The organism is Larsenimonas rhizosphaerae (assembly GCF_023700005.1).
Lineage (GTDB): Bacteria > Pseudomonadota > Gammaproteobacteria > Pseudomonadales > Halomonadaceae > Larsenimonas > Larsenimonas rhizosphaerae.
This window is the reverse complement of record NZ_JAMLJK010000003.1, coordinates 15,183-36,176: the sequence shown is the minus strand read 5'-3', so window position 1 is coordinate 36,176 and position 20,994 is coordinate 15,183. Positions and strand designations below refer to the sequence as shown.

Annotated in this window: 16 protein-coding genes and 1 tRNA gene; 5 read left to right on the top strand and 12 right to left on the bottom strand. The window is 58.1% G+C overall.

Annotated elements, in window-relative coordinates; translation table 11 throughout:
* Positions 1-38 precede the first annotated feature (38 nt).
* Both NAT21_RS12250 and NAT21_RS12245 read left to right on the top strand, forming a co-directional pair.
* Positions 39-734, top strand: coding sequence for an SOS response-associated peptidase (locus NAT21_RS12250; RefSeq protein ID WP_250938825.1), 696 nt, complete (start codon positions 39-41; stop codon positions 732-734).
* Positions 731-3,544, top strand: a complete 2,814-nt coding sequence (locus tag NAT21_RS12245; protein WP_250938824.1) for an insulinase family protein — start codon at positions 731-733, stop codon at positions 3,542-3,544. Before NAT21_RS12250 ends, NAT21_RS12245 begins: the two co-directional genes overlap by 4 nt.
* Positions 3,545-3,581: 37 nt before the next feature.
* On the opposite strand, the gene sbcB is transcribed toward NAT21_RS12245, so the two are convergent.
* The 4 genes from sbcB to minC are packed head-to-tail and all read right to left on the bottom strand — an operon-like array spanning position 3,582 to position 6,923.
* Positions 3,582-5,027 carry an exodeoxyribonuclease I gene (gene sbcB / locus NAT21_RS12240; protein WP_250938823.1) on the bottom strand — a complete coding sequence of 482 codons (1,446 nt, stop codon included), beginning with the start codon at positions 5,025-5,027 and terminating at the stop codon, positions 3,582-3,584.
* A 45-nt stretch (positions 5,028-5,072) separates the two neighbouring features.
* A complete protein-coding gene (minE, locus tag NAT21_RS12235; protein ID WP_250938822.1) occupies positions 5,073-5,333 on the bottom strand; it encodes a cell division topological specificity factor MinE in 261 nt (86 codons plus the stop codon).
* On the bottom strand, positions 5,330-6,145 hold the full coding sequence (gene minD / locus NAT21_RS12230; protein ID WP_250938821.1) for a septum site-determining protein MinD: 816 nt from the start codon (positions 6,143-6,145) through the stop codon (positions 5,330-5,332). Before minD ends, minE begins: the two co-directional genes overlap by 4 nt.
* Positions 6,146-6,200: 55 nt before the next feature.
* Positions 6,201-6,923, bottom strand: a complete 723-nt coding sequence (gene minC, locus NAT21_RS12225; RefSeq protein WP_250938820.1) for a septum site-determining protein MinC — start codon at positions 6,921-6,923, stop codon at positions 6,201-6,203.
* Positions 6,924-7,222: 299 nt separating this feature from the next.
* On the opposite strand from minC, the gene NAT21_RS12220 reads away from it, so the two are divergent.
* Both NAT21_RS12220 and NAT21_RS12215 read left to right on the top strand, forming a co-directional pair.
* On the top strand, positions 7,223-9,997 hold the full coding sequence (locus tag NAT21_RS12220; RefSeq protein WP_250938817.1) for a DUF349 domain-containing protein: 2,775 nt from the start codon (positions 7,223-7,225) through the stop codon (positions 9,995-9,997).
* A gap of 62 nt (positions 9,998-10,059) precedes the next feature.
* A tRNA-Met gene (locus tag NAT21_RS12215) sits at positions 10,060-10,136 on the top strand.
* A gap of 159 nt (positions 10,137-10,295) precedes the next feature.
* On the opposite strand, the gene NAT21_RS12210 is transcribed toward NAT21_RS12215, so the two are convergent.
* The 8 genes from NAT21_RS12210 to NAT21_RS12175 all read right to left on the bottom strand — a co-directional run bounded on the left by NAT21_RS12210 (position 10,296) and on the right by NAT21_RS12175 (position 19,850).
* Complete coding sequence (locus NAT21_RS12210) at positions 10,296-11,423, bottom strand: Gfo/Idh/MocA family protein (RefSeq protein ID WP_250938815.1); 1,128 nt, start codon at positions 11,421-11,423, stop codon at positions 10,296-10,298.
* Between the two features lie 121 nt (positions 11,424-11,544).
* Positions 11,545-11,709 carry a hypothetical protein gene (locus NAT21_RS12205; protein ID WP_250938813.1) on the bottom strand — a complete coding sequence of 55 codons (165 nt, stop codon included), beginning with the start codon at positions 11,707-11,709 and terminating at the stop codon, positions 11,545-11,547.
* Positions 11,710-11,742: 33 nt separating this feature from the next.
* Positions 11,743-12,645, bottom strand: a complete 903-nt coding sequence (gene iolE, locus NAT21_RS12200; protein WP_250938811.1) for a myo-inosose-2 dehydratase — start codon at positions 12,643-12,645, stop codon at positions 11,743-11,745.
* A 33-nt stretch (positions 12,646-12,678) separates the two neighbouring features.
* Positions 12,679-14,526 carry a 3D-(3,5/4)-trihydroxycyclohexane-1,2-dione acylhydrolase (decyclizing) gene (iolD, locus tag NAT21_RS12195; RefSeq protein WP_250938808.1) on the bottom strand — a complete coding sequence of 616 codons (1,848 nt, stop codon included), beginning with the start codon at positions 14,524-14,526 and terminating at the stop codon, positions 12,679-12,681.
* Between the two features lies 1 nt (position 14,527).
* Positions 14,528-16,486, bottom strand: coding sequence for a bifunctional 5-dehydro-2-deoxygluconokinase/5-dehydro-2-deoxyphosphogluconate aldolase (locus NAT21_RS12190; protein WP_250938806.1), 1,959 nt, complete (start codon positions 16,484-16,486; stop codon positions 14,528-14,530).
* 324 nt (positions 16,487-16,810) lie between these two features.
* Complete coding sequence (locus NAT21_RS12185; protein WP_250938804.1) at positions 16,811-17,710, bottom strand: ATP-binding cassette domain-containing protein; 900 nt, start codon at positions 17,708-17,710, stop codon at positions 16,811-16,813.
* 1 nt (position 17,711) lies between these two features.
* On the bottom strand, positions 17,712-18,842 hold the full coding sequence (locus NAT21_RS12180; RefSeq protein ID WP_250938803.1) for an ABC transporter permease: 1,131 nt from the start codon (positions 18,840-18,842) through the stop codon (positions 17,712-17,714).
* Positions 18,843-18,896: 54 nt separating this feature from the next.
* A complete protein-coding gene (locus NAT21_RS12175) occupies positions 18,897-19,850 on the bottom strand; it encodes a sugar ABC transporter substrate-binding protein (protein ID WP_250938802.1) in 954 nt (317 codons plus the stop codon).
* 230 nt (positions 19,851-20,080) lie between these two features.
* Between NAT21_RS12175 and NAT21_RS12170 the strand changes: the two genes are divergently transcribed.
* The gene (locus NAT21_RS12170; protein WP_250938801.1) at positions 20,081-20,944 is read left to right on the top strand and encodes a MurR/RpiR family transcriptional regulator; all 864 of its coding nucleotides are present in this window, start codon (positions 20,081-20,083) and stop codon (positions 20,942-20,944) included.
* Positions 20,945-20,994 lie beyond the last annotated feature (50 nt).

The window sequence follows — 20,994 nt, the reverse complement described above, 5'->3', positions numbered from 1 at the left end:
CCTGTGTAAAAACATGAACAAACAGGTTAAGGAGTGGCATGGCAGGTCGACTATGGGTGGGTGATTTTTCCCTCCCCTCCGCAGTATCGCCACTGACGCGACGCGGACCGGTAATTACCAGCACCAATCTGGCACCTCGGCGCCCCATCAGCACCCTGCGCCATGAGGCCGGAGTCGGTGCAGTACTTGATCAATGCTTCTGGGGCCTTACCCCCCCCTGGCTCAAGGTACTGGACCATGCGCCTCACTGTGCTCGAGCCGAATCCCTGTTCGAGCGCCCCATGTTCCGGGATGCCATCACCACGCAGCGCTGCCTGATCCCGGTATCCGGTTTTTACGTATGGAAGCCGCAGCCCAAGCGCAAGCAGCCGTTCCTGGTCGTTCATATCCAGCGGCGGCCGCTGCTGCTGGCCGGACTATGGTGTCGTTTTGAACAGCAGTTCACTCATTACGACAGTTGCGCATTGATTACCGTTCCCTCGCTGCCCCACCTGACGCCACTGACCGATCGGCTGCCGGCCGTCATAGCGCCTCACCGGGCTCGACAGTGGCTGTCACCGGACACGCCGATGGATGAGGTGCACCAGATGCTTTCCTGCCCGTTCCCGGAACCCCTGGGCGCCTATCCGGTCACAACCCTGGTCAACAGTCCAGAGAACCAGTCCATGCAATGCACCCACCCGACCGGCCCGATGCTGGTCGACAGGCACCACGACACACCGGATACACCATGACGCCTTCCCGGCTCGCACTCTGCCTGCTGCTTACAGGATTGAACCTTGCCTCCCTGCCGATGACCGCAGCGGCCTCGATCATCAAAAAAAGCCCGAATGATCCGGCCACCTACCAGGCCATGACGCTGGATAACGGCCTGACCGTCATTACGGCTCACGATCCGGGTGCCGAGCGCGCGGCGGTAGCCGTAAACGTCGAAACCGGCAGCGAGGATGACCCGGCGGCCTACCCGGGGCTTGCCCATCTGACCGAACACATGCTGTTTCTGGGTACACGGGACTATCCGGCGCCCGGGGCCTTTGACACCTTCATGAGTCGGCATCACGGACAACACAACGCCTACACCACACTGCGCAATACCAACTACCACGCCAGTGTAAGCCCCAAAGCGTTACCAGCATTGATTGAGCGTTTCAGCGGCTTTTTTACAGCCCCCACACTGGATAGCCATTACGTCGACCGGGAACGTCACGCCGTCAATGCAGAATTCAGCATGCGGCTGGATAATGACGCGGATGGTCGACGAGACGCGATGATTCAGGTCATGAACCCGGATAGCCCGGTACATCGCTTTACGGTAGGCAATCTTGAAACACTGGGCGGGGATCCTGACCGACTGGCGCAGGCGGTCAGAACGTTCTATCAAACCCATTATCACGCAGGGAAAATGACCGTGGCACTGGTCGGCCCGCAATCTCAGACAGAGTTGCAGTCGATGGCCCGTGCCCATTTTTCCCGGGTCCGCGCATCGGACACCGCCTTGCCTGATCACGAACGCACATCCCCGGCGCTCTTTGAGCCAGAAACCCTGCCCCGCACCCTGAACGTACACAGCCGTCGCGACCAGCGCTCCGTAAGCTTCATGTTTCCGATCGCCCATAACGAGCGCGATATCCACAACAAGTCCGCCGATTTCATTGCAGGCCTGATCGGTGATGAAGGACCAGGCAGCCTGCTGGCTCGCCTGAAGGCCATGGGCTGGGCCAATGGCCTGACAGCCGGTGTCAATCAGCTCACTGGACGCCAGGCACTGTTCACTGTCGGCATCCAGCTTACTCCTGAAGGGGCACGACATCTGGACCGGATTCAGGCCAGCCTGTTCGACGTTGTGACTCACATCAGGGCCGGGGGGCTGCTGCGCTGGCGCTACCAGGAACAGGAACAACTGGCTCGTCAGCAATTCCGCTTTGAAGACGTCCCCGATACCGACAACCTCGCAATCTACCTGAGCAGCCACGCCCATCAGTACCCTCTGACGGATTTGCGTCGGGCACCCTATGTCATGGACCAGTTCAATGCTCCTGAACTGCGTGCGATTCTGTCAGCCCTGCGCCCGGCGCGGCTGCTTCGACTGTACAGTGGTCCCGACATTCAAGGGCAGAAGACCAGTCCCTGGTTCAAGGCCAGCTATACGACGCATGCCGTCACCGCGTGGCCTGATGCCGAGCCACTTGATGGACTGCGGCTCCCCTCACCCAATCCTTATATCGCGCGCAATCTGACCCCGGAAGGACCAGAGAGGCAGCCACCGGCCCGCCTTGTTGATCTACCGGAAATGGATATCTGGTATCAGGGCACCCGACAGTTTCACAGCCCCCGAACAGCGTGGCGACTCAGCCTGCAAACGCCACGAGCCAATGCCAGTGCACGAGAGCAGATCCTGACCTCTCTGCTGGCCCGATGGTGGATCGACAGCCTGAGCAGTACCCTTTATCACGCCGCCACTGCCGGTCAGCAGATCGGCGCCTACAGCCATCCCAGAGGCATCACCCTGTCATTGACCGGCTGGAGAGACCGTCAGCCCCTCATCATCAAACGCATGCTGACCCAATTGAAGACTGGCGCCATACAGGCTGACGATGTGGAGCGGCTCACCACCGAACTGCGCCAGTCATTGATCAGTCAACGTCAGAATCCTGCCTGGCAGCGTCTGGCAGCCGCCCTTCACCCTTTGACAGTGATGCCCGCCTTTACCGAGCAACAGCAGCAACAGGCGCTCAAGGGCATTACCGCTTCGGACCTGCGAGCATTCCGGGCACGTTTCATCAACCACCTGCATCTGGAGGGAATGATTACCGGCGATATCACCCAGGATCATGCCCTTCAAGCTGTCGAGGCAATCAAACAGCAATTGCATCCGAACCTGACGGATACCGCCATCGACACCCCCGCCCCCCAGTATCCAACGCGTCAGGCGCCGGCCTGGACCATTCCGGTCGATGACGGCAATCATGCCGTCATCCGCTACCTTCAATGGCCCTCACGGGATGAAAGAACGCGCGCCGTCGCTGCCGTACTGGGACAGTGGATCGCCTCGCCCTTTTATAATCAGTTACGTACCGAGCAGCAGCTGGGTTATGTGGTAAGAGCCGGTTATCAATCCATACTGGATGCCCCAGGCATCATGATGACCGTACAGTCTCCCACACATGATGGAGATGACCTGAGCCAGCGTATACAGACACTGATTCAGGCCCTGCACCCGCCCGCCACTACGGAAGCCCTGGCCCCCTACCAGAAGAATCTGGTACGCGAGTTGCTGAAAAAACCACGCACACTCGACGAGTTGACCAGCAGGCACTGGCAGGCACTGGGAATGAATACACTGGGTACGCATCCCCGACAACGCATGGCTGACGCCGTACGCGCACTCACACCGGATGACGTCCAGGCCGCATGGAAACAGGCCCTTGAATCCCCCTCGATAACACTCCACGCCCGCCCGAGCGACAAGGCCGTGCCGCCACCCGCGCCTGACTGGGGGCTGCGCCCCCTGCCTCCGGCACCAGCAATGAAAAACGCGCCCTGAGGCGCGTCTTTCATTGCTGTAAAGGTAGAGTGCCGAGCTAGCCGAACGCTTCTTCCGGCATCATGCCCTCGACATACAGCACCAGCTCTTCCAGTAGCTGACGATCACGATCTTCAAGGGGCTGCTGATTAAGCCGTTCGATCGCACGCGCAAACTGCTGCAGCGTCAGCGATGACAGCTGAGGCGAGTTCATGCGCTCCCAGCGAAACTGCTCCCATTGTCGGCGTTCTTCATCACTGAGCGTGACCGGGTAATTGCGCGCCCGATACCGGAACAGCATTTCCTCCAGCCGCGGATCCTGAAATGACGGCTGCAGCTCATGCAGCGCCTCTACGGGACACTCACGCACCCGAGCCATTTCCCGCTTGTCACTGCCGGAAAAGAACGCTCCGCTGTACAGCATCAAATCCGGGTCTTCCACGGCAGCACCGGGTGGCCCTTCGCCGAAGACGGCCTCGACCTTGCCGGCCACGTCGCCTCGACCGGCCAGCGCCTTCCAGTGCTGCTCGGCCTGCGCCTTGTCAATGCCAAGACGCTGAGCCACGGTTTCATCCACTACGCTGATCGGCATGACGACCGGCGAGCGATTGATATGAATCACCTTGAGAGGAATACGATGTTCACCCTCGCTCAGCTCATCGGCACTGGCAAACACCCGTGCACGGATAGCCTCCGGCGACAGCTCGAACAATGGCTCCGGATCCACCGACAGGTCATAGACAATGACCCCATTGGGGTTGGAGGGATGCCTGGCCAACGGGATGATCAGCGCACTGCAACCGCGTGCCGCCGGATAACGACGAGAGATATGCAGCATGGGCTTGCGGCGCTGCACATCCAGCTGCTCGGCCACCGTCTGCTTGCGCCGCAGCGACAACAGATAATCGAATAGCCGGGCATTTTGCGCTCTGAGCAGCTTCGCAAGCTCGATGGTGGCATACACATCCGCCAGCGCATCATGGGCGTTGCCGTGTTCGATCCCGTTGGCCTGGCTTAGATGCTCAAGCTTGAAGCTGGGCACCCCGGGCTCACGCTCCGGCCACTGAATACCGTCAGGACGCAGCGCATAAAACGCGCGTACCACATCGATCAGGTCCCAGCGTGAATTGCCGTTTTGCCATTCGCGTCCGTAGGGGTCAATGAAGTTACGGTAAAACAGATGACGACTGATCTCATCATCAAAGCGCAGGGTGTTGTACCCCAGTGAACAGGTATTGGACACCTGCATCAGATCGGCAATTCGTCCGGCAAACTCGGTTTCAGGCATCCCTTCCCGACGCGCCTTCTGAGGCGTCAGACCGGTAATCAGGCAGGCATCGGGATGAGGAAGATAATCATCCGCCGGCTGACAGTACCAGACAACCGGCTCACCGATCACATTGAACTGCTCGTCAGTGCGAATGGCAGCAAACTGGGACGGACGGTCCCTTCGCGCATCTGCACCAAAGGTTTCATAGTCATGAAACAAGAATGTGGCCTGCACCCCGCCTCCTGTTAATCAAATACCGGACATGGACCCCTGCCGGGATCAGCTGTCCTTACTGTTGGGCAGTGTGACGTTCAGCTCGAGGATGGAACAGTCATCTTCGCTGTCGAGCGTAATATTGACTGCTTCCTGATCCACCGACACATAGCGGCGGATTACCTCCAGCAGTTCCTGCTCGAGCATGGGCATGTAATCGGGCTGGCCGCGATGGCCTCGCTGGTGCGCCACGATGATCTGCAGCCGCTCCTTGGCCACCGAAGCGGACTTTTTCCGCTCGCGCTTAAGAAATTCGAGAAGTTTCACCGGCGCCCTCCGAATATACGACTGAGAAAGCCTTTCTTCTGGGCCTGGTGGAAGCGAAGGGTGACCTCTTCTCCCAGCAGGCGAGAGACAGTGTCGGCATACGCCTGACCGGCGTCGCTGCTGTTATCGTGCGTAACCGGCACCCCCTGGTTCGAGGCCCGAAGAACGGCTTCGGATTCTGGAATCAGACCGATCAGCTTGATCGACAGGATTTCGGTAATGTCATCCAGATTCAGCATGTCTCCATGATCCACCCGTTCCGGATTGTAGCGGGTGATCAGAAGATGCTCGCGTACCGGATCGTTGCCCTGCTCTGCGCGACGGGTCTTGGACGACAAAAGGCCCAGAATCCGATCCGAGTCCCGCACGGAAGATACTTCGGGGTTGGTCACCACGATGGCTTCGTCAGCGTAGTACATCGCCAGCTGGGCACCTCGCTCGATACCGGCCGGTGAGTCGCAGATGATGAAATCAAATTCTTCCTTTAGCTCACTCAGAATGCGCTCGACGCCTTCCGGTGTCAGCGCATCCTTGTCACGCGTCTGGGACGCGGGAAGGATATACAGGTTTTCAGTACGCTTGTCGCGAATGGTGGCCTGGTTGAGCGTCGCCTCCCCCTGAATCACATTGACCAGGTCATATACCACGCGGCGCTCGCATCCCATGATCAGGTCAAGGTTACGCAGGCCCACGTCAAAATCGATAACAATGGTCTTGTTGCCACGAAGCGCCAGCCCTGTCGCAATCGCTGCCGCGCTGGTGGTTTTCCCTACTCCGCCCTTGCCGGAGGTCACTACGATAATCTTGGCCAAAATCACATTCCTATGCTGACGTTACGCAGTACATTATCCGGTTGCCCTCGGATTGTTACAGCGCCTCGATATATAAATGATCGTTGTTCAAATACACCTGAATGGCTCGCCCGAGCAATGCAGGATCAATATCTTCCAGCCGCTTGTAATTCCCGCTGATCGAGAGCAGCTCGGCATTCAATTCGTTGCAGAACACCCCGACATCGGTATCGCCGTGGATACCGGCCAGAGCGCGTCCACGCAATGGGCCATATACATGAATACTGCCTGCCGCCAGAATCTCGGCGCCGGCATTGACAGCACCGACCACCACCAGGTCGCCGTCGGGGGCACTGACCTGCTGACCGGAACGTACCGTTCCCCGGTATACGCGTCCACCACCAGGTACCGCAATATCGACGGCCGGCTCTGCCGGTACCACCGCCGGTACGGACTCCACGGTGCGTGCGCGTTCCTCGGTAGGCGGAAACCAGCCAAGCCCAAGAGCCCAGGCTGACTGCTTGACCCCGTCAGCGCCACCCCGCACCGCGACCGGCAGCAGTTTGTGAGCACGACAGACGGCACACAGACGCTCCAGCGCCAGGTGCGGCTCGTCGAGTTTTTCGACGCTCAGCACCACCGGCGTATGCTGAAAAAAGGCCGGCGACTGACTGATCTTGCTGACCAGTTGCGCCCGGATCTCTTCCGGGTCGGCACTGGACAGCTCCATAACCGTCATTGGCAGCATGCCGCCCTTGAAGGTAAAGGCCGTATTTTCCCTGTCCATGTTGAGGCTCATGCCATGCTCCACATTGGCTGATATTTCCTGGATCCCGTACCGTATTTCACGCATCCAGGCGGCTTACGCTATAGGCAGTAACGGTCAAACGCAATTGATGATACGGCTTGTTCCCGGCAATGTCAGGTGTAGATCAGAAGCGACATCACGGGCAATCGCGGTATTGTACGCCGGGATGATCAAGGACGTGCTTAAAATGGGTGCCCCACCCATGTAAACTGCTTCACTGTATTTCAATGCCGGTCGTCACGGTACCGGCTTCTATTGCGTCGACTCACCCATCGCGCTCAGGACATCCCATGCTCGGATTTTTCAATCGCTTTTTCGCCCCCGCCTGGCGTCATCCCGATCCACAACGTCGCCGGCAGGCCATCGATTCCCTGGACCCGCAACAGGACCGGGAAACGCTGACAGCACTGCTCAATGATGACAATGCCCAGGTACGTGATGCGGCCCTGTTTCGCCTTGATGACCCGGAGCTGATGCTGGCCCGCCTCGACAAGCAGCAAAATGATGTCATTCAGACCCGATTGATCAAGCACCTGAACGGCACCTCCGCGCACCCCCTGCCGATCGAGAAGCGAAAGCAGCTGCTTGAGCTGATCAGCGAGCAGGCGCTGCTGAAGGCGGTCGCGTCCAACGCCGATAATCAGCAACTGCGTCTTGCTGCACTGGCGCGGATCCGGGATGAAAAGTGCCTGATCGAACAGGCCTGTCAGAACCGGATCGCCGCAGTGCGTCACGCCGCCGCCGAACGAGTAGAAAGCGATGAAGGCCTCGAGCAGCTTGTCCGCCAGTCAACCCGCGACCGACATATCGTACGTTATGCACGCGATCGCCTGAATCAGCGCCAGCAGGATGCGCAGGAAGTACAGCGCCGCCACGAACAGCGGGAAGCCCTGATCGCGAGTCTGGAAAAACACGCCACGGCGCCGTGGGATGCCCTGTACGAACCTCGGCATCGCCATTTCCTGAAGGAATGGGACACCATGGCCAGCGAAGCCGGCGAAGAGCAGGTGCTCCGGTTCCAGAATGCCCATCAGCGCTGCGAGCAGGTCATCCGTCATCATCATGCCGAGCTGCTTGCCGCACAGGAACACGAGCAGGCCCTGAACAGGGAACGTGAAGACCGGGCCGCCGTTGTCGAAGCTCTCGAGAACGCACTGACACACCTGAAAGGCGAGGCTCACCCGCGACGTCAGGATATCGACAGCCTGCTGGCGCTAAGGCGCCTGCAGGCAGAACGCTGGGGCTACCTCAGTGAACACAATTCACCCACACCGGAACGCCAGGCCCGTTACCACAGTGCGCTGGTCATCATTGACCAGCTTGTTGATGCCTGGCAGCTGCTGGATGATCACCGAGCGGATATCGAGCAGGCGCTGGATGAACAGGACATGGGTGAACTGGCCCGACTTCGCGGCCTGGTGCACTGGCCGGCAGATTACCCACTGCCCCTGTTGATGCGTGAAGTCGACACCGCCCTCGAGACCCACCAGAGCCTGAAACAGACTCGGGATGACACTCGAAGCCGTGAAGACAGCCAGCGCCTTGAACAGCAGCTGGACGAACTGGATAAGCTCCTGACAGACGGAGAGCTTCAAAGCGCAACGCGTCTTTTTGATGCCTTGAATCACCGTTTCGGCCGCCTGAGTGACGCTGATCGGCACCGCCACAATGCCACGGTCAAACGGCTTCGAGCCCGACTGGCCGAACTGCGGGACTGGCGCAGCTTCGTTGCTTCGCCCAAACGAGAGCACCTGTGTACCGCCATGGAAGAACTGGCCGAGCAGCCCATGGCCGATGTCAACAAGGATCAGCGCCATCGCCAACTGGTCAACGAATGGCGGCTGCTGGGAAATGCCGCAGCGACGCGCGAGCTGTCCCAGCGCTTTCGCACGGCCTCGGATCGTATTCGGTCAAGCCTGGCAGACTACTACACCCAGCTTGGCCAGCAGCGCGAGGAAAACCGCGCGTTCTGTGAAGCCCTGTGCACTCAGCTTGAAGAACTGATTGCCCATGCCGACCAGCGGGCTGATCCGGATGCCCTGCGCACCATTCGCAACAAGGCCCGGGAAGAGTGGCGGCAGCACACTCCCCTGCCTCGCCAGCATGTTGACGCCCTGAAACACCGGTTCGGGCTTGCTCTTCAAAGTGTACAGGCCCTGATTGACCAGCAGGCGCATCATATTGCCGAACAGAAGCGGACTCTGGCCGAACAGGCCGAAGCCCTGCTTGTGGATACACGGGATATCGAGCAGCGCACCCGAGAAGCCAAGGATCTGCAACAGCAATGGCGCAGTCTGGGGCGCGCCCCCAAGGGTGAGGAACAGCGACTCTGGAAACAGTTTCGTCAGGCATGCGACCAGCTGTTCGCCTGGCGCGATGATGAACGCAAGACGCGCCGCAACGAACAAGACAGCCATCTGGACGATCTGCAGACGCTGATTGATCGCATCGATAACTGGCATCCGAATCACGCCTCGGACGCCGAGACCCTCGATCAGGCCGAAGCCGAATTCAATACCTTTGAGCCCCTGCCACGCGGCCGGCGCAGCGAAGGCATGCGCAAACGCTGGCGCGGCATCGTTCGTCAGCGTCGCGATGAACTGCACTCACTGGCGCATGATGTACTGAAGCAACGGTGGCATGCCTGGCGCCCTCTCTTCGACGCCCATGTATCAGCCGATGATGCCGCCCTGGCTGATCAGGGCATCGAGGACGTATCACTGGTCAATGGCACAGACCTTGACAGCGATGCGCGCCAGGCCCACCAGCACCGCAATCTTCAGCGGCGCCAACCGGTTCGGGTCGAGGATGATACGCTGCAGCGACTGCGTGTTCACCTGGCACTGATGGCCAACGCCCCGATCGATGACAGTGACAACGACCGCAGGCTCGATATCCAGGTCGCACGTCTGAACGACAATGTGGGCCAGATACACAGCCTCAGCGAAGAGTTTGCACGATGGCTGTGCAGTCTGCTGGCGACCGGTCCGGTGAGTCACGCCCAATGGGAAGCGCTGCACCCTGAGCTTGATGCCCTGATCGGCCGACTGGATTTTGAAGATTGAAATTGATTTGGTGTAATTTGTTGACAGATATAAAAAAAAGCGTAGTATGCACCTCAAGTTGATGCGGGGTGGAGCAGCTTGGTAGCTCGTCGGGCTCATAACCCGAAGGTCATCGGTTCAAATCCGGTCCCCGCTACCAAACATTGAAAAAAGCAGGCCAGTTATTACTGGCCTGCTTTTTTTATGTCTGATGACCGGCCCGCTGTATCTGCATGATGTCTGACCATCATTGCTTCCTTTCCACCTGTCAGAGCAGGGACGACGCCCGGACACTTATCCGGAAGCGGCACAGACCTCCTCAGGACGCCACCTGAACCCACTGAAGGGTCTTGTCCGACTTCTCGATGGCATCAATCAGACGGTTTACTCGTGCAGCTTCACGAAAGTCGGGATAAAGGGAACGTTGGCCGAAGATCCCCTCGATCAGATCACGCACTTCGATAATCTTTTGATCGTTATAGCCCAGGCCATGCCCCGGCGCAGGACTGAAAGCGGCATAATCGGGGTGTTCGGGACCTGCCAGCAACGTGGTAAAACCACGCCGCCCTGTCGCATCGTCAGCGCGATAAAGCTGCAATTCACTCATGCGTTCCTGATCAAACACGATGGCCCCGCGGGTTCCCGTCAACGTATAAGCAAGGCCCATTTTTCTTCCGGCGGCTATCCGGGACGTTTCGATATTCCCCATCAACCCCCTGTCAAAGCGCAGCATGGCCTGAGCCTGATCATCATTTTCCACGGCAGCCATACCGGCACCGTCGGCTTCGGGCCGCGACGCAATAACGGTCTGCAGCTGACCGCACACCTCAGTAATACGCTGCCCGGTTAAAAACTCCGCCATATTGAGAATATGCGACCCTATATCGCCCAGTGCCCCGGCGCCCGCCATTGCGCGCATGGTATGCCAGTCATGGGGTTTTTGCGGATCAAGCAGGTAGTCCTCATTGTGTCGCCCCCGGAAGTGAACCAGCTCGCCGATTTCGCCGCGCATGACAATCTCGCGAGCCAGCTGAGTGGCTGAATTGCGAATATAATTGAAGCCCACCAGAGTTTTAACGCCAGCCCTTTCAGCCGCTTCCACCATCTCTTCGGCATCAGCCGTACAAAGCGCAAGCGGCTTTTCGGCATACACATGCTTGCCAGCGGCAATGGCGGCCAGCGCTATTTCCTTGTGCAGGAAGTTGGGGGCACAGATATCAACCACATCCACCCTGCTGTCCGCCACCAGGGCACGCCAGTCATCAGTGGCGCGAGCAAACCCCCAGGCACTTGCACGGCTTTTCGCTCTGGCGAGATCAGCATCGGCGAGCAACTCACAAACGGGCCTTGCAGGTAGATCAAAAATACTGGAAACCGCATTAAGGGCAACAGCATGGGCCTTGCCCATGAAGCCGGTGCCGATCAGGCCAATATTAAGTGTTTTCATTGTGTCTTCGCTCCGGCAGGCAGGACGAACAATGCGCAAGCGCCGGGCTGGGCCCGGCGCTTCATGGGGGCCTGATAATTGGCAAGCTCACATTGTCGGCATGGTGAAATGGCTGGTTTCTTCACGAAGGCCACTGGGCCAGGCGTACCGCGTCGCGGGTTTCGTCGGCACTGGCCAGCGCCACCTGAGCAATCTGCTCGCCGGTAGCCGGGTTATAGACCGGTGCATGACGCTGATGCCGGCCGGTCACATACCGGCCGCCGAGATAGTGGGATAACGTCTTCACAAGGGCTCCAGATAACAGGGCGCGGGGGCTGTGTCAGTCGGCAATGTCAAAACCGGCCTGTTCGGCAAGCTGACGCAGATTACGGTAGCCCAGACGAGCATAGGTCAACGGGTGAGCAACTTCGGGGTCCTGTTCGGCTTCAACTACCAGCCAGCCTTGATAGCCCTGTTCGCACAGAAGGGTCAGGGTTGGCAAAAAGTCCACGTTGCCATCTCCAGGCACGGTAAACAGGCCGTCCAGTACACCATTCAAAAAGCTTTTATCCCGATTTCGAACCGCATCCAGCACAGGAAAGCGCAGATCCTTGCAGTGAACATGATGGATACGCTGACTATAGCGCCGGGCAATGGCGAGCGGATCACCATTGGCACCGCGCAGATGACCGAAATCAAGCAGCAGGCCCACCCCCATGCCCGTGTTATCCATCAGGCGCTCAATGTCGGACTGACTTTCGATCACCGTCCCCAGGTGATGGTGATACACCAGTTGGATTCCCTGAGATTGAAGATAGTCACCAACAACGTTCAACCCATTCAGCAGGCGCTGCCAGTCATCCTCGGCAAGGTGCGGTCGCTGGGAAAGCGGACGCTGCTGATCGCCATGTACGCAATGAGTAACTTCACAGAGCACCATCACTTTGGCTCCACACTGCTTGAGAAGCTGCATGTGATCCTGAATGGCTTCAATCTCTTCGTCAGGGCTACGCTCAAGAAGGCGCGCGGAATACCAGCCTGATACCAGTGACAGATCGTGAGAACGCAAAACGCTGTTCAGGGCCTCGGGCGTTCGCGGAAACTTGTTGCCCAGCTCAAAACCGCTGAAACCTGCTTCGCGCCCTTCCTTCAGGCAGGTTTCCAAAGGCGTTTCACTGCCCAGACTGGGCAGGTCATCATTCGTCCAGGTCAGCGGATTAATACCCAAAGTGACGGTTGGCATAACGTAATTCCTTGACATTGAATATTGTTGGCATTAATGGCGCTGGCGCTGCTTGGCCTCTCGATAGCCTTTGTAAGCGGCATTGACCGCTTCGCGCTCAGAGACCTGGGGTACGGCGACCTCCCACCAGGCACCGCCTTCCTGGGTGCTGGGTAATGGGTCCGTTTCAAGGGCAATCACATAGGTAGTCCGAGCAGCGCGGGCGCGCACCAATGCCTGCTCCAGTTGCGCAATGCCACTTACCGTTTCGGACTCGCAGCCCAGCGCCTTGGCGTGAGCTGCAAAGTCGGTTTCAGGTGCCCCCGCATCGATAGCGCGACAATCCTTCAAGAGGTTGTTGAATCCTGCGCCGCCGGTGGCATGCTGCAAACGGTTGATACACCCGTAGCCGCGGTTATCCAGCACTACCACCACCAGCTTGTGGCCCAGCATCACCGAGGTCGCCAGCTCCGAGTTGTGCATCAGATAGCTGCCATCGCCTACCATCACCACCACTTCGCGCTCGGGCCTGGCCATTTTAACGCCCAGCCCACCAGCAATTTCATACCCCATGCAGGAGAAGCCATACTCCACGTGGTAACTGCCCGGCCCCGAGCATTGCCAGAGCTTGTGCAATTCACCGGGCAGTCCACCGGCGGCACAGACTACGGTGGTATCGTCGAGGGCCTGCCGATTGACCGCACCGATCACCTGAGCATCCGTGGGCAGCTCGAGCCCCTGATCTGCCGTTATGCGGTGTACCGCGTCACTCCATTCACGCTTGAGGGTGCCGGTCTGTTCACGCCATCCATCACTACTGCGCCATTCGCCCAGCGCGGCATCGATCTGTTCGAGCCCGATCAGGGCGTCGCAGCACAGCGGAAGGGCCTGATGCTTCAGACTGTCGAAACGGCCCACGTTAAGCGCAACAAGCGTTTTATCGCTGCTTTCAAACAATGCCCGTGATCCCGTAGTAAAGTCCTGCAGCCGCGTACCTATTGCCAGAATGACGTCAGCCTGCTCCGACAACTGGTTGGCGGCGGCGCTGCCGGTCACACCAATGGCTCCTGTCGCACAGGGATGGCTATCTGCCAGTGCGCCCTTGCCGGCCTGAGTTTCAGCGACGGGAATACCTCGCGCCATGGCAAATGCTGCCAGGGCCTCGCAGGCATCGGCGTAATGCACGCCACCACCGGCAATGATCAGTGGCCTGCTGGCCTGTTTCAGTGCAGCAATCGCCTGATGCAACTCATGAGCATCCGGTGGCGGGCGGCGAACATGATGTACTCTCGGAGTAAAAAAGGCGGCTGGGTAGTCGTAGGCAAAGGTCTGTACATCCTGTGGCAACGCCAGGGTTGCCGGGCCACAGTTTTCAGGGTCAAGCAGCGCAGCCATCGCCTGGGGCAGACTGGTCAACAACTGCTCGGGACGATGAATGCGGTCAAAATAGCGTGATACCGGACGAAAACAGTCGTTGACGCTGATGGTGGGATCACCGAAATGCTCCACCTGCTGCAGGACCGGGTCAGGTTCACGAGTGACAAAGGTATCCCCTGGCAGCAGCAGGACCGGCAGGCGATTGGCGTGAGCGAGCGCAGCAGCCGTCACCATATTGGTCGCCCCCGGGCCAATCGAACTGGTCGCCGCCATTAAACGCCTGCGACCGTTGGCTCTGGCAAAGGCAATGGCTGCGTGGGCCATGGTCTGCTCGTTATGAGCACGAAAGGTCGGCAATTCATCCTGTACGTGGTAAAGGGCTTCACCCATGCCGGCCACATTGCCATGACCGAATATTGCGAACACCCCCTCAAACAGTGGCACCTCCCGGCCAGCCATCTCGATACGCTGAGCCGCGAGATATTTGACCAGCGCCTGGGCCATGGTGAGTCGAATAGTATGCATTTCAAGCTTCCTCCGAATGGACCAGCGGTTGCGACTGTGCCTGCCTTGATTGACGCCATGCCTGTATCAGCTCGGCATAGTTTCCGGCCACCTGCGTTATCAGGTCAGCATCATTTATTCGCCCGGCCAGCCACTCTCGACTGGCGCTGGAAAACAGCGTGCGTCCGACGGTAAACCCCTTGCAGCAGGGGTGTTTGGCGGCGTTTTCAAAGCCACGCTTCATGTCATCCATGGGCGCATCCAGTCCAAGCAGCACAACGCCTCGGCAGTAGGGATCCTCGCTCTTGATCGTCTCGCACACGGCATGCCAGGCCGCATCCGGCATGGCAGGAAGTTTCCACCAGTCGGGGCGAATGCCCAGGTTATAGAGCCGTTGCAGAGTGCGTGGCAAAACGCTGACATCACTGGGCATGTCCACTGGAGGAATGACTTCCATCAACAGCTCCAGTCCATAAATACAGGCCGCCTGATAGAGTTGACGCAGCCGTTCTTCCTGCTCGAGACGCAGCGAGATATCATCGTCAGGATGGTAAAACACCAGACATTTGATGATCTGTTCCCGCGGCCACTGGCGAAGACAGGCCCCCAGGTCATCTCCGTGCTGGAAGCGCAGTGGCCGTGATCCCGGCAGCTCCACCGGGCGTGCGATCCACCACCCCTGACCGCTGGCCTTGTTGAGCGCTTCCTGCCCCAGAACATCATCCACCAGAATGGCGGGAGTCGTTAAGCCGCCGAGCCTGGCGCCCTCTCTGGCTGCAGTGACAAGGAGTTTTTTCAACGCCGGCAACCGTGCACTGTCCGCATGCTCTTCGCGGGCCATATCGGTGAGCTGACGGCGGTGATCAAATGCCAGTCCCAGTACTTCAGGCCACTGGGCAGGCACTCGGGTGGTTACTCGATGCAGGTGATTCAGGCGCTGGTCGATATCGGGGCGAGGGACATCATCGCGGCGGGCCAGATAATCAAACAGCTCGTCCTCGGTGGGCATGGCAGGAGCACAGCCATGGCGGGAAACCACCAGCGCACCACAGGCATTGGCATAAGCTGCGGAGGTTTGCCAGCTTTCACCGCGCAGCCAGCCACGTAACAACCCACTCATGAAGGCGTCACCGGCGCCCAGCACATTCAGTACCTCAACCTGAACGCCCCTGACCAGGATACCGTCTTCCAGACGATCCGGAACAGGACCTTCAAATACCACACAGCCCATGGGCCCCAGCTTGCACACAAGGGTAGCCCTGCTCACCTCGCGCACCGCACGCAGTGCCTCGAGGGTCTCGGTCATGCCCCCGGCGATGTGAAATTCTTCCTCGGTACCCACGATCAGGTCGAAGTCAGGCAGCCAGTGCTGAAGATCCCTGGTGACCTTGTCATCAGCGATGAAACGGGTTTCGCCATCACCTGGATGGGTCAATCCCCACAGTACGGGCCGATAGTCGATATCCAGCACTCGCTTCACACCATAACGAGCAGCGGCGTCCAGCGCCCTGCGGCATGCCCGCCGAGTTGTATCGGTTGAAAGGTGCGTACCGGTAATCGCCAGGGCTTTTGAGCGCCCAATGAACTCGGGGTCGATGGCATCGGCGTCGATGGCCATATCAGCGCAGTCACGACGGTAGAACAGCAGTGGGAAACTTTCGCGATCCTTCAGGGCCAGCAGCACCAGCCCAGTGTGGCGTTCAGGGTCGACCTGAAGCGCGGTGGTATCCACACCGGCACGCTCCAGTTCCTCGCGTACAAAGTTGCCCATCTGCTCGTTACCCACGCGTGAGAGCATGGCTGATTTAAGCCCCAGCCTCGCGGTGCCGTAGGCCATGTTGCCGGAACTCCCTCCCAGATATTTGGCGAAGCTGGCTACGTCTTCCAGGCGGCTGCCAATCTGCTCGGCATAAAGATCCACTGCCACGCGCCCCAGGCAAACAAGGTCAAGCGGTTGGTGTTGCGTATTATTGTTCGTCATAAAGTCTCCCCACGTTACAAACTCGTTGTACTGGGCAAGTGATAGCTAGTACATGAAGGCGTCTAAAGCATCCATTACACGGCATTCATCCAAGGCGAGAAGGCGGTCCGGAATCGATCGAGTGCAAGGCTCTGCACTGCCGGAAGTCCAGCCTTCCAGACCCACAATGTCCTGACATTCATGTCGTTGAGCATTGGCGCAATGGTCGGGGAGTTGATGTCACCCGTTCCAGGTTCACAGCATCCGGGTACATCAGCCACGTGAACTTCACACATGCCGGGCCTGCAGCGACGAAGGAGCTGTTGATACATTCATGACAACTCCTCAGCGGTCACTCGCCAGCCGCTCTCCGGCAGGAGCATCAGCATGTCCGGCCGCTGCCACCGACTCGGAATGACCGGGAGCAGGCGCACCATCGGCCTTCCTTTCGCGGTCATTTCGCTGAAACTCGGCCAGTTCTGCATCCAGGTTTTCCAGCTCGGCACCACCCGCCATCATGTTGAGCACCTCCTCGCGACTGATCTCTTCCTTGCGGAAGGAGCCCAGGCTGCCTCCCCGTGACAACAGGGTGAACGCATCAGCTACCGGGTATGCATGGTGGACGTTGTGGGTAATGAAAATGACCGCAAGACCGTCAGCCCTAGCCCTGGCGATGTAACGGAGAACTACGGAAGCCTGCTTGACCCCCAGTGCCGACGTAGGCTCATCCAGGATCAGTACCTTGGCGCCGAAATAAACGGCTCGCGCAATCGCCACACATTGACGCTCCCCTCCCGAAAGCGTCCCTACCGGCTGGCTGGGGTCGCGTACATCGATGCCGATCCTGGCCATTTCCTCCTTGGCAATGCGATCGGCATACTTCCAGTCAATGCGCTTCAAGGGCCCCCAGCCAATGGTTGGCTCACGTCCCATGAAGAAGTTACGGGTGATCGACATCAGTGGAACCATTGCCAGATCCTGGAAAACGGTTGCGATGCCGGCATCGAGTGCATAAGCAGGAGACTTGAAACGAGCGGGTTTGCCATCGAGCAGCATGTCGCCATGAGTAGGCTGATGCACACCGGAAAGGGTCTTGATCAACGTCGACTTGCCTGCGCCGTTATCACCGAGCAGACACATGACCTCACCGGAATAGACCTTCATCGAGATATTGCTTAGCGCAATGACGCTGCCAAAGTGCTTGCTGACACTGCGCATTTCGATCATGGGCGTCTGAGTTGTCATGTTACCGAGCCTCCATCGCCTTCTTGCGCATGTAGTTGTTGAAAAGCACGGCTACCAGCAGCATCACTCCCAGAAACACCTGGAACCAGTCGGTGTTCACACCGGTATAAAAAATGCCCATCTGCACCATGCCGAAGATCAGTGCTCCCAGGGCCGCCCCGATGGCCGAGCCATACCCTCCGGTCAGCAACGCACCGCCGATTACTACTGCAATAATGGCTTCCAGCTCTTTCAACAGCCCACGGATGGTGTCAGCAGACCCCGTATCCATTACCTGGATGCAGGCAAAGATCGTCGCGGAGAAGGCCGTGAACATGAACAATGAAATCTTCACGCGGTGAACAGGAACTCCCGAATTTCGCGCGGCATTGGCATCACCACCGCTGGCGAAAATCCAGTTGCCGTAAGGCGTACACAGCAATACCCAGGTCGCCACTGCCGTCAGCCCAAACCACCACACGATGGAGACGGGGATACCCGAAACAACGGGATTGCCCGCAAAGTTGGTGGCGATCCAGCCGTTGGCCGCCATCCAGCTGAACAACCCCGTAGCGACCTCTCCGGAAAAAAGTGACGCAAACCAGTCACCGGGGATATGTTCCTGAATACCACCTATCTGGGTGCGCCCCGTCAGAAGCCGACTGACACCAATTGCCAGCCCTCGCAGGATGAAGAGAAAGCCAAGGGTAACGATGAAGGATGGCAGGCCCGTTTTATTGACGAGATTACCGTTGATCCAGCCCACCAGCCCGGCACAGGCAAACGCAAGCAGAATAGCCGCCCATAACGGCCAGCCGTATTCCACGGCAGGGATGGCAATCAGGATGCCGGCCAGCCCGATCATTGAACCGATCGAAAGATCGAATTCTCCGCCAATCATCAGCAGGGCGGCCGCCGTAGCAATAATGCCGAGCTGAGCGGCAACTTCGAGAAAATTGACAATACCCGCCGGGGTAAACATACCGGTACCGCTTGCAGAGACAATAAAGAACGCAATAACCAATACGGCACCGGCCAGTGCCCCCAGCTCAGGACGATTGAGCGCTCTTTTCCAGAAGGAGACTCTCTGAATACGCTCATCCCGATCAGTCGCGGATGGCGCAACCGACTGTTTCGTTTCAGTGGAACTCATGGCGATCGACTCCCAGGGTTCGGTATCGCCGAACCCCTTGATATCAGGTAGTTATCAGCGGATGCCCTGACTGCTCAACTTAATGACCTGAGATGCATTTTCCCTGGTGACAAACCCAGGACCGGTGGCGACATCTCCTGCGGGCAGTAATCCATTTTTGACGAATTGATCCAGGAAGATGACAGGCAGATACCCCTGCATGTACTGCTGCTGATCGATCGCAAAATCCAGATCTCCCGCATCCAGAGCCTTGAGGATGCCTGGCGAGAGATCAAAGGTGCCCAGGGTAAACATGTCTGTAGCACCCTGCTCTCGCATGGCTTGAATCATGGGTTCCGCAGAGAGAGCGCCCAGGGTCAGCACACCACGCACATCATTGTGTTCATTGAGGTAAGCGACGATGGCATTGCGGATATTGGTAGGGTCATACGTGGTCGCCAACTGCTCGGCATTGCCGTTGAAGCCATCAACAAAACCATCACAGCGCTGATCAAGCCCCTGATTGCCTTGTTCGTGGTTAACGCAGACGCCCTTCTTGACGCCCAGTTCCTGCATGCGCTCGGCGGCCTGCTTTCCTGCTTCGTACTCACTCTGCCCCACATGAAGCCGGGCACCGTATTTTCGTGCCGCATCGCCACCGGAATTAATGGTAATGACGGGGATGTCATTATCGACGGCATTTTGAACCACGCTGCCCAGAGCATTTTCATCCGTGAAGGAGAGGATCAAGCCATCCGGCCTGGACGCCACGGCCGCCTGTACCAGTTGCTGCATCCTGGCCATGTCGAAGGTCGACGGTGCGCGATATTCAAGTTCGGCACCTACAAGATCAGCAGCAGCTTCGGCACCGTTTTTCACAACTGACCAGAAAGGGTCCGATGGGACACCGTGCGTCACCATGACAAAGCGGCTCGTGTCCTGCTGCGGCGCTTGTGCCTGTGCAGCAGTACCAGCCATCAACGCTGCCGTGGCAGCAGAAGCCAGAAACCAGTGAGATAGACGCGTCATAGAGTCATTCCTCTTCGTATTATCATTATTTTCAGATGATTCTTCGTTGAATGCCTTGCTGGAGATGAAATATAGATTCCATAAACAAAAAATATCAAACCATTTATTCTATACTTTGGTTTAAATGGAATATTTATTCCAATATCCTAGACTGCACAACAGCCAGCCACTTTGCTCACTTGTTACCTGTGCCCATGAACTGCAGATGAGCTACCGCGAAGGAAATTTGCATGACACAACCACCACAAAGTTATCGTGAGCTGGAAACGCTGATCTCTGCCGAGTACGACACGCTAAGCAAACGCCTGCAGCAAACAGCGCGCTTCATACTCGACCATCCCCAGGAAGTGGCACTGGCAACCGTGGCCAAGATTGCCGAGCAGGCGGACGTCACCCCCTCCACCCTGATTCGCCTGGCCAACAGCCTGGGGTTCAACGGCTTCTCCGAAATGCAACAGCTGTTTCGCAGTCGCCTGGTAAACGAACTACCCAATTACACCGAGCGGATTAGCGCCGTACGCAGTGCCACCGGAGAAACCCCGGACAGTACACAGCTTTTATGGGAATTTGCTGACGCCAATCGCGCCGTGCTGGAGCAACTGCCTGGCAGGATTGATCCGGAAGCATTGGAGAAAGCGCTGGATATCTTTGAGCAGGCCCAGTCAATTCATGTGATGGGGGCACGGCGCAGCTTCATGGTGGCCAGCTATATGACTTATGCACTGGCGCATGTCGATAAACCGGCCCTGCTGATCAGTGGCCTGGGCGGCATGTATGGAGAGCAACTGCGCGCCATGAGCCAGCATGACGCCCTGTTGACCATCAGCTATTCCCCCTATGCCGAAGAGAGCCAGAAGGCCTGCGAGGATGCGCATCAGCGTGGCTTGCCCATCGTGGTCATTACTGACTCGACCCTGAGTCCGCTTGCTCGCTTTGCTGATGTAGTGTTCGTGGTCAATGAAGCTGAAGTGAAAAGCTTCCGCGGCCTGACCGCCTCCTTCTGTCTTACCCAGACCCTGGCGATTGGCCTTGGGGTAAGGCAGAACAAGTCCTCTGAAAGAGGCCTGTCGCCAGATATCCGTAAAGATCCATAAAAAACCCCCTATTCATCCATAGCCATTCACTTCCAGGAACAGGACAGAAA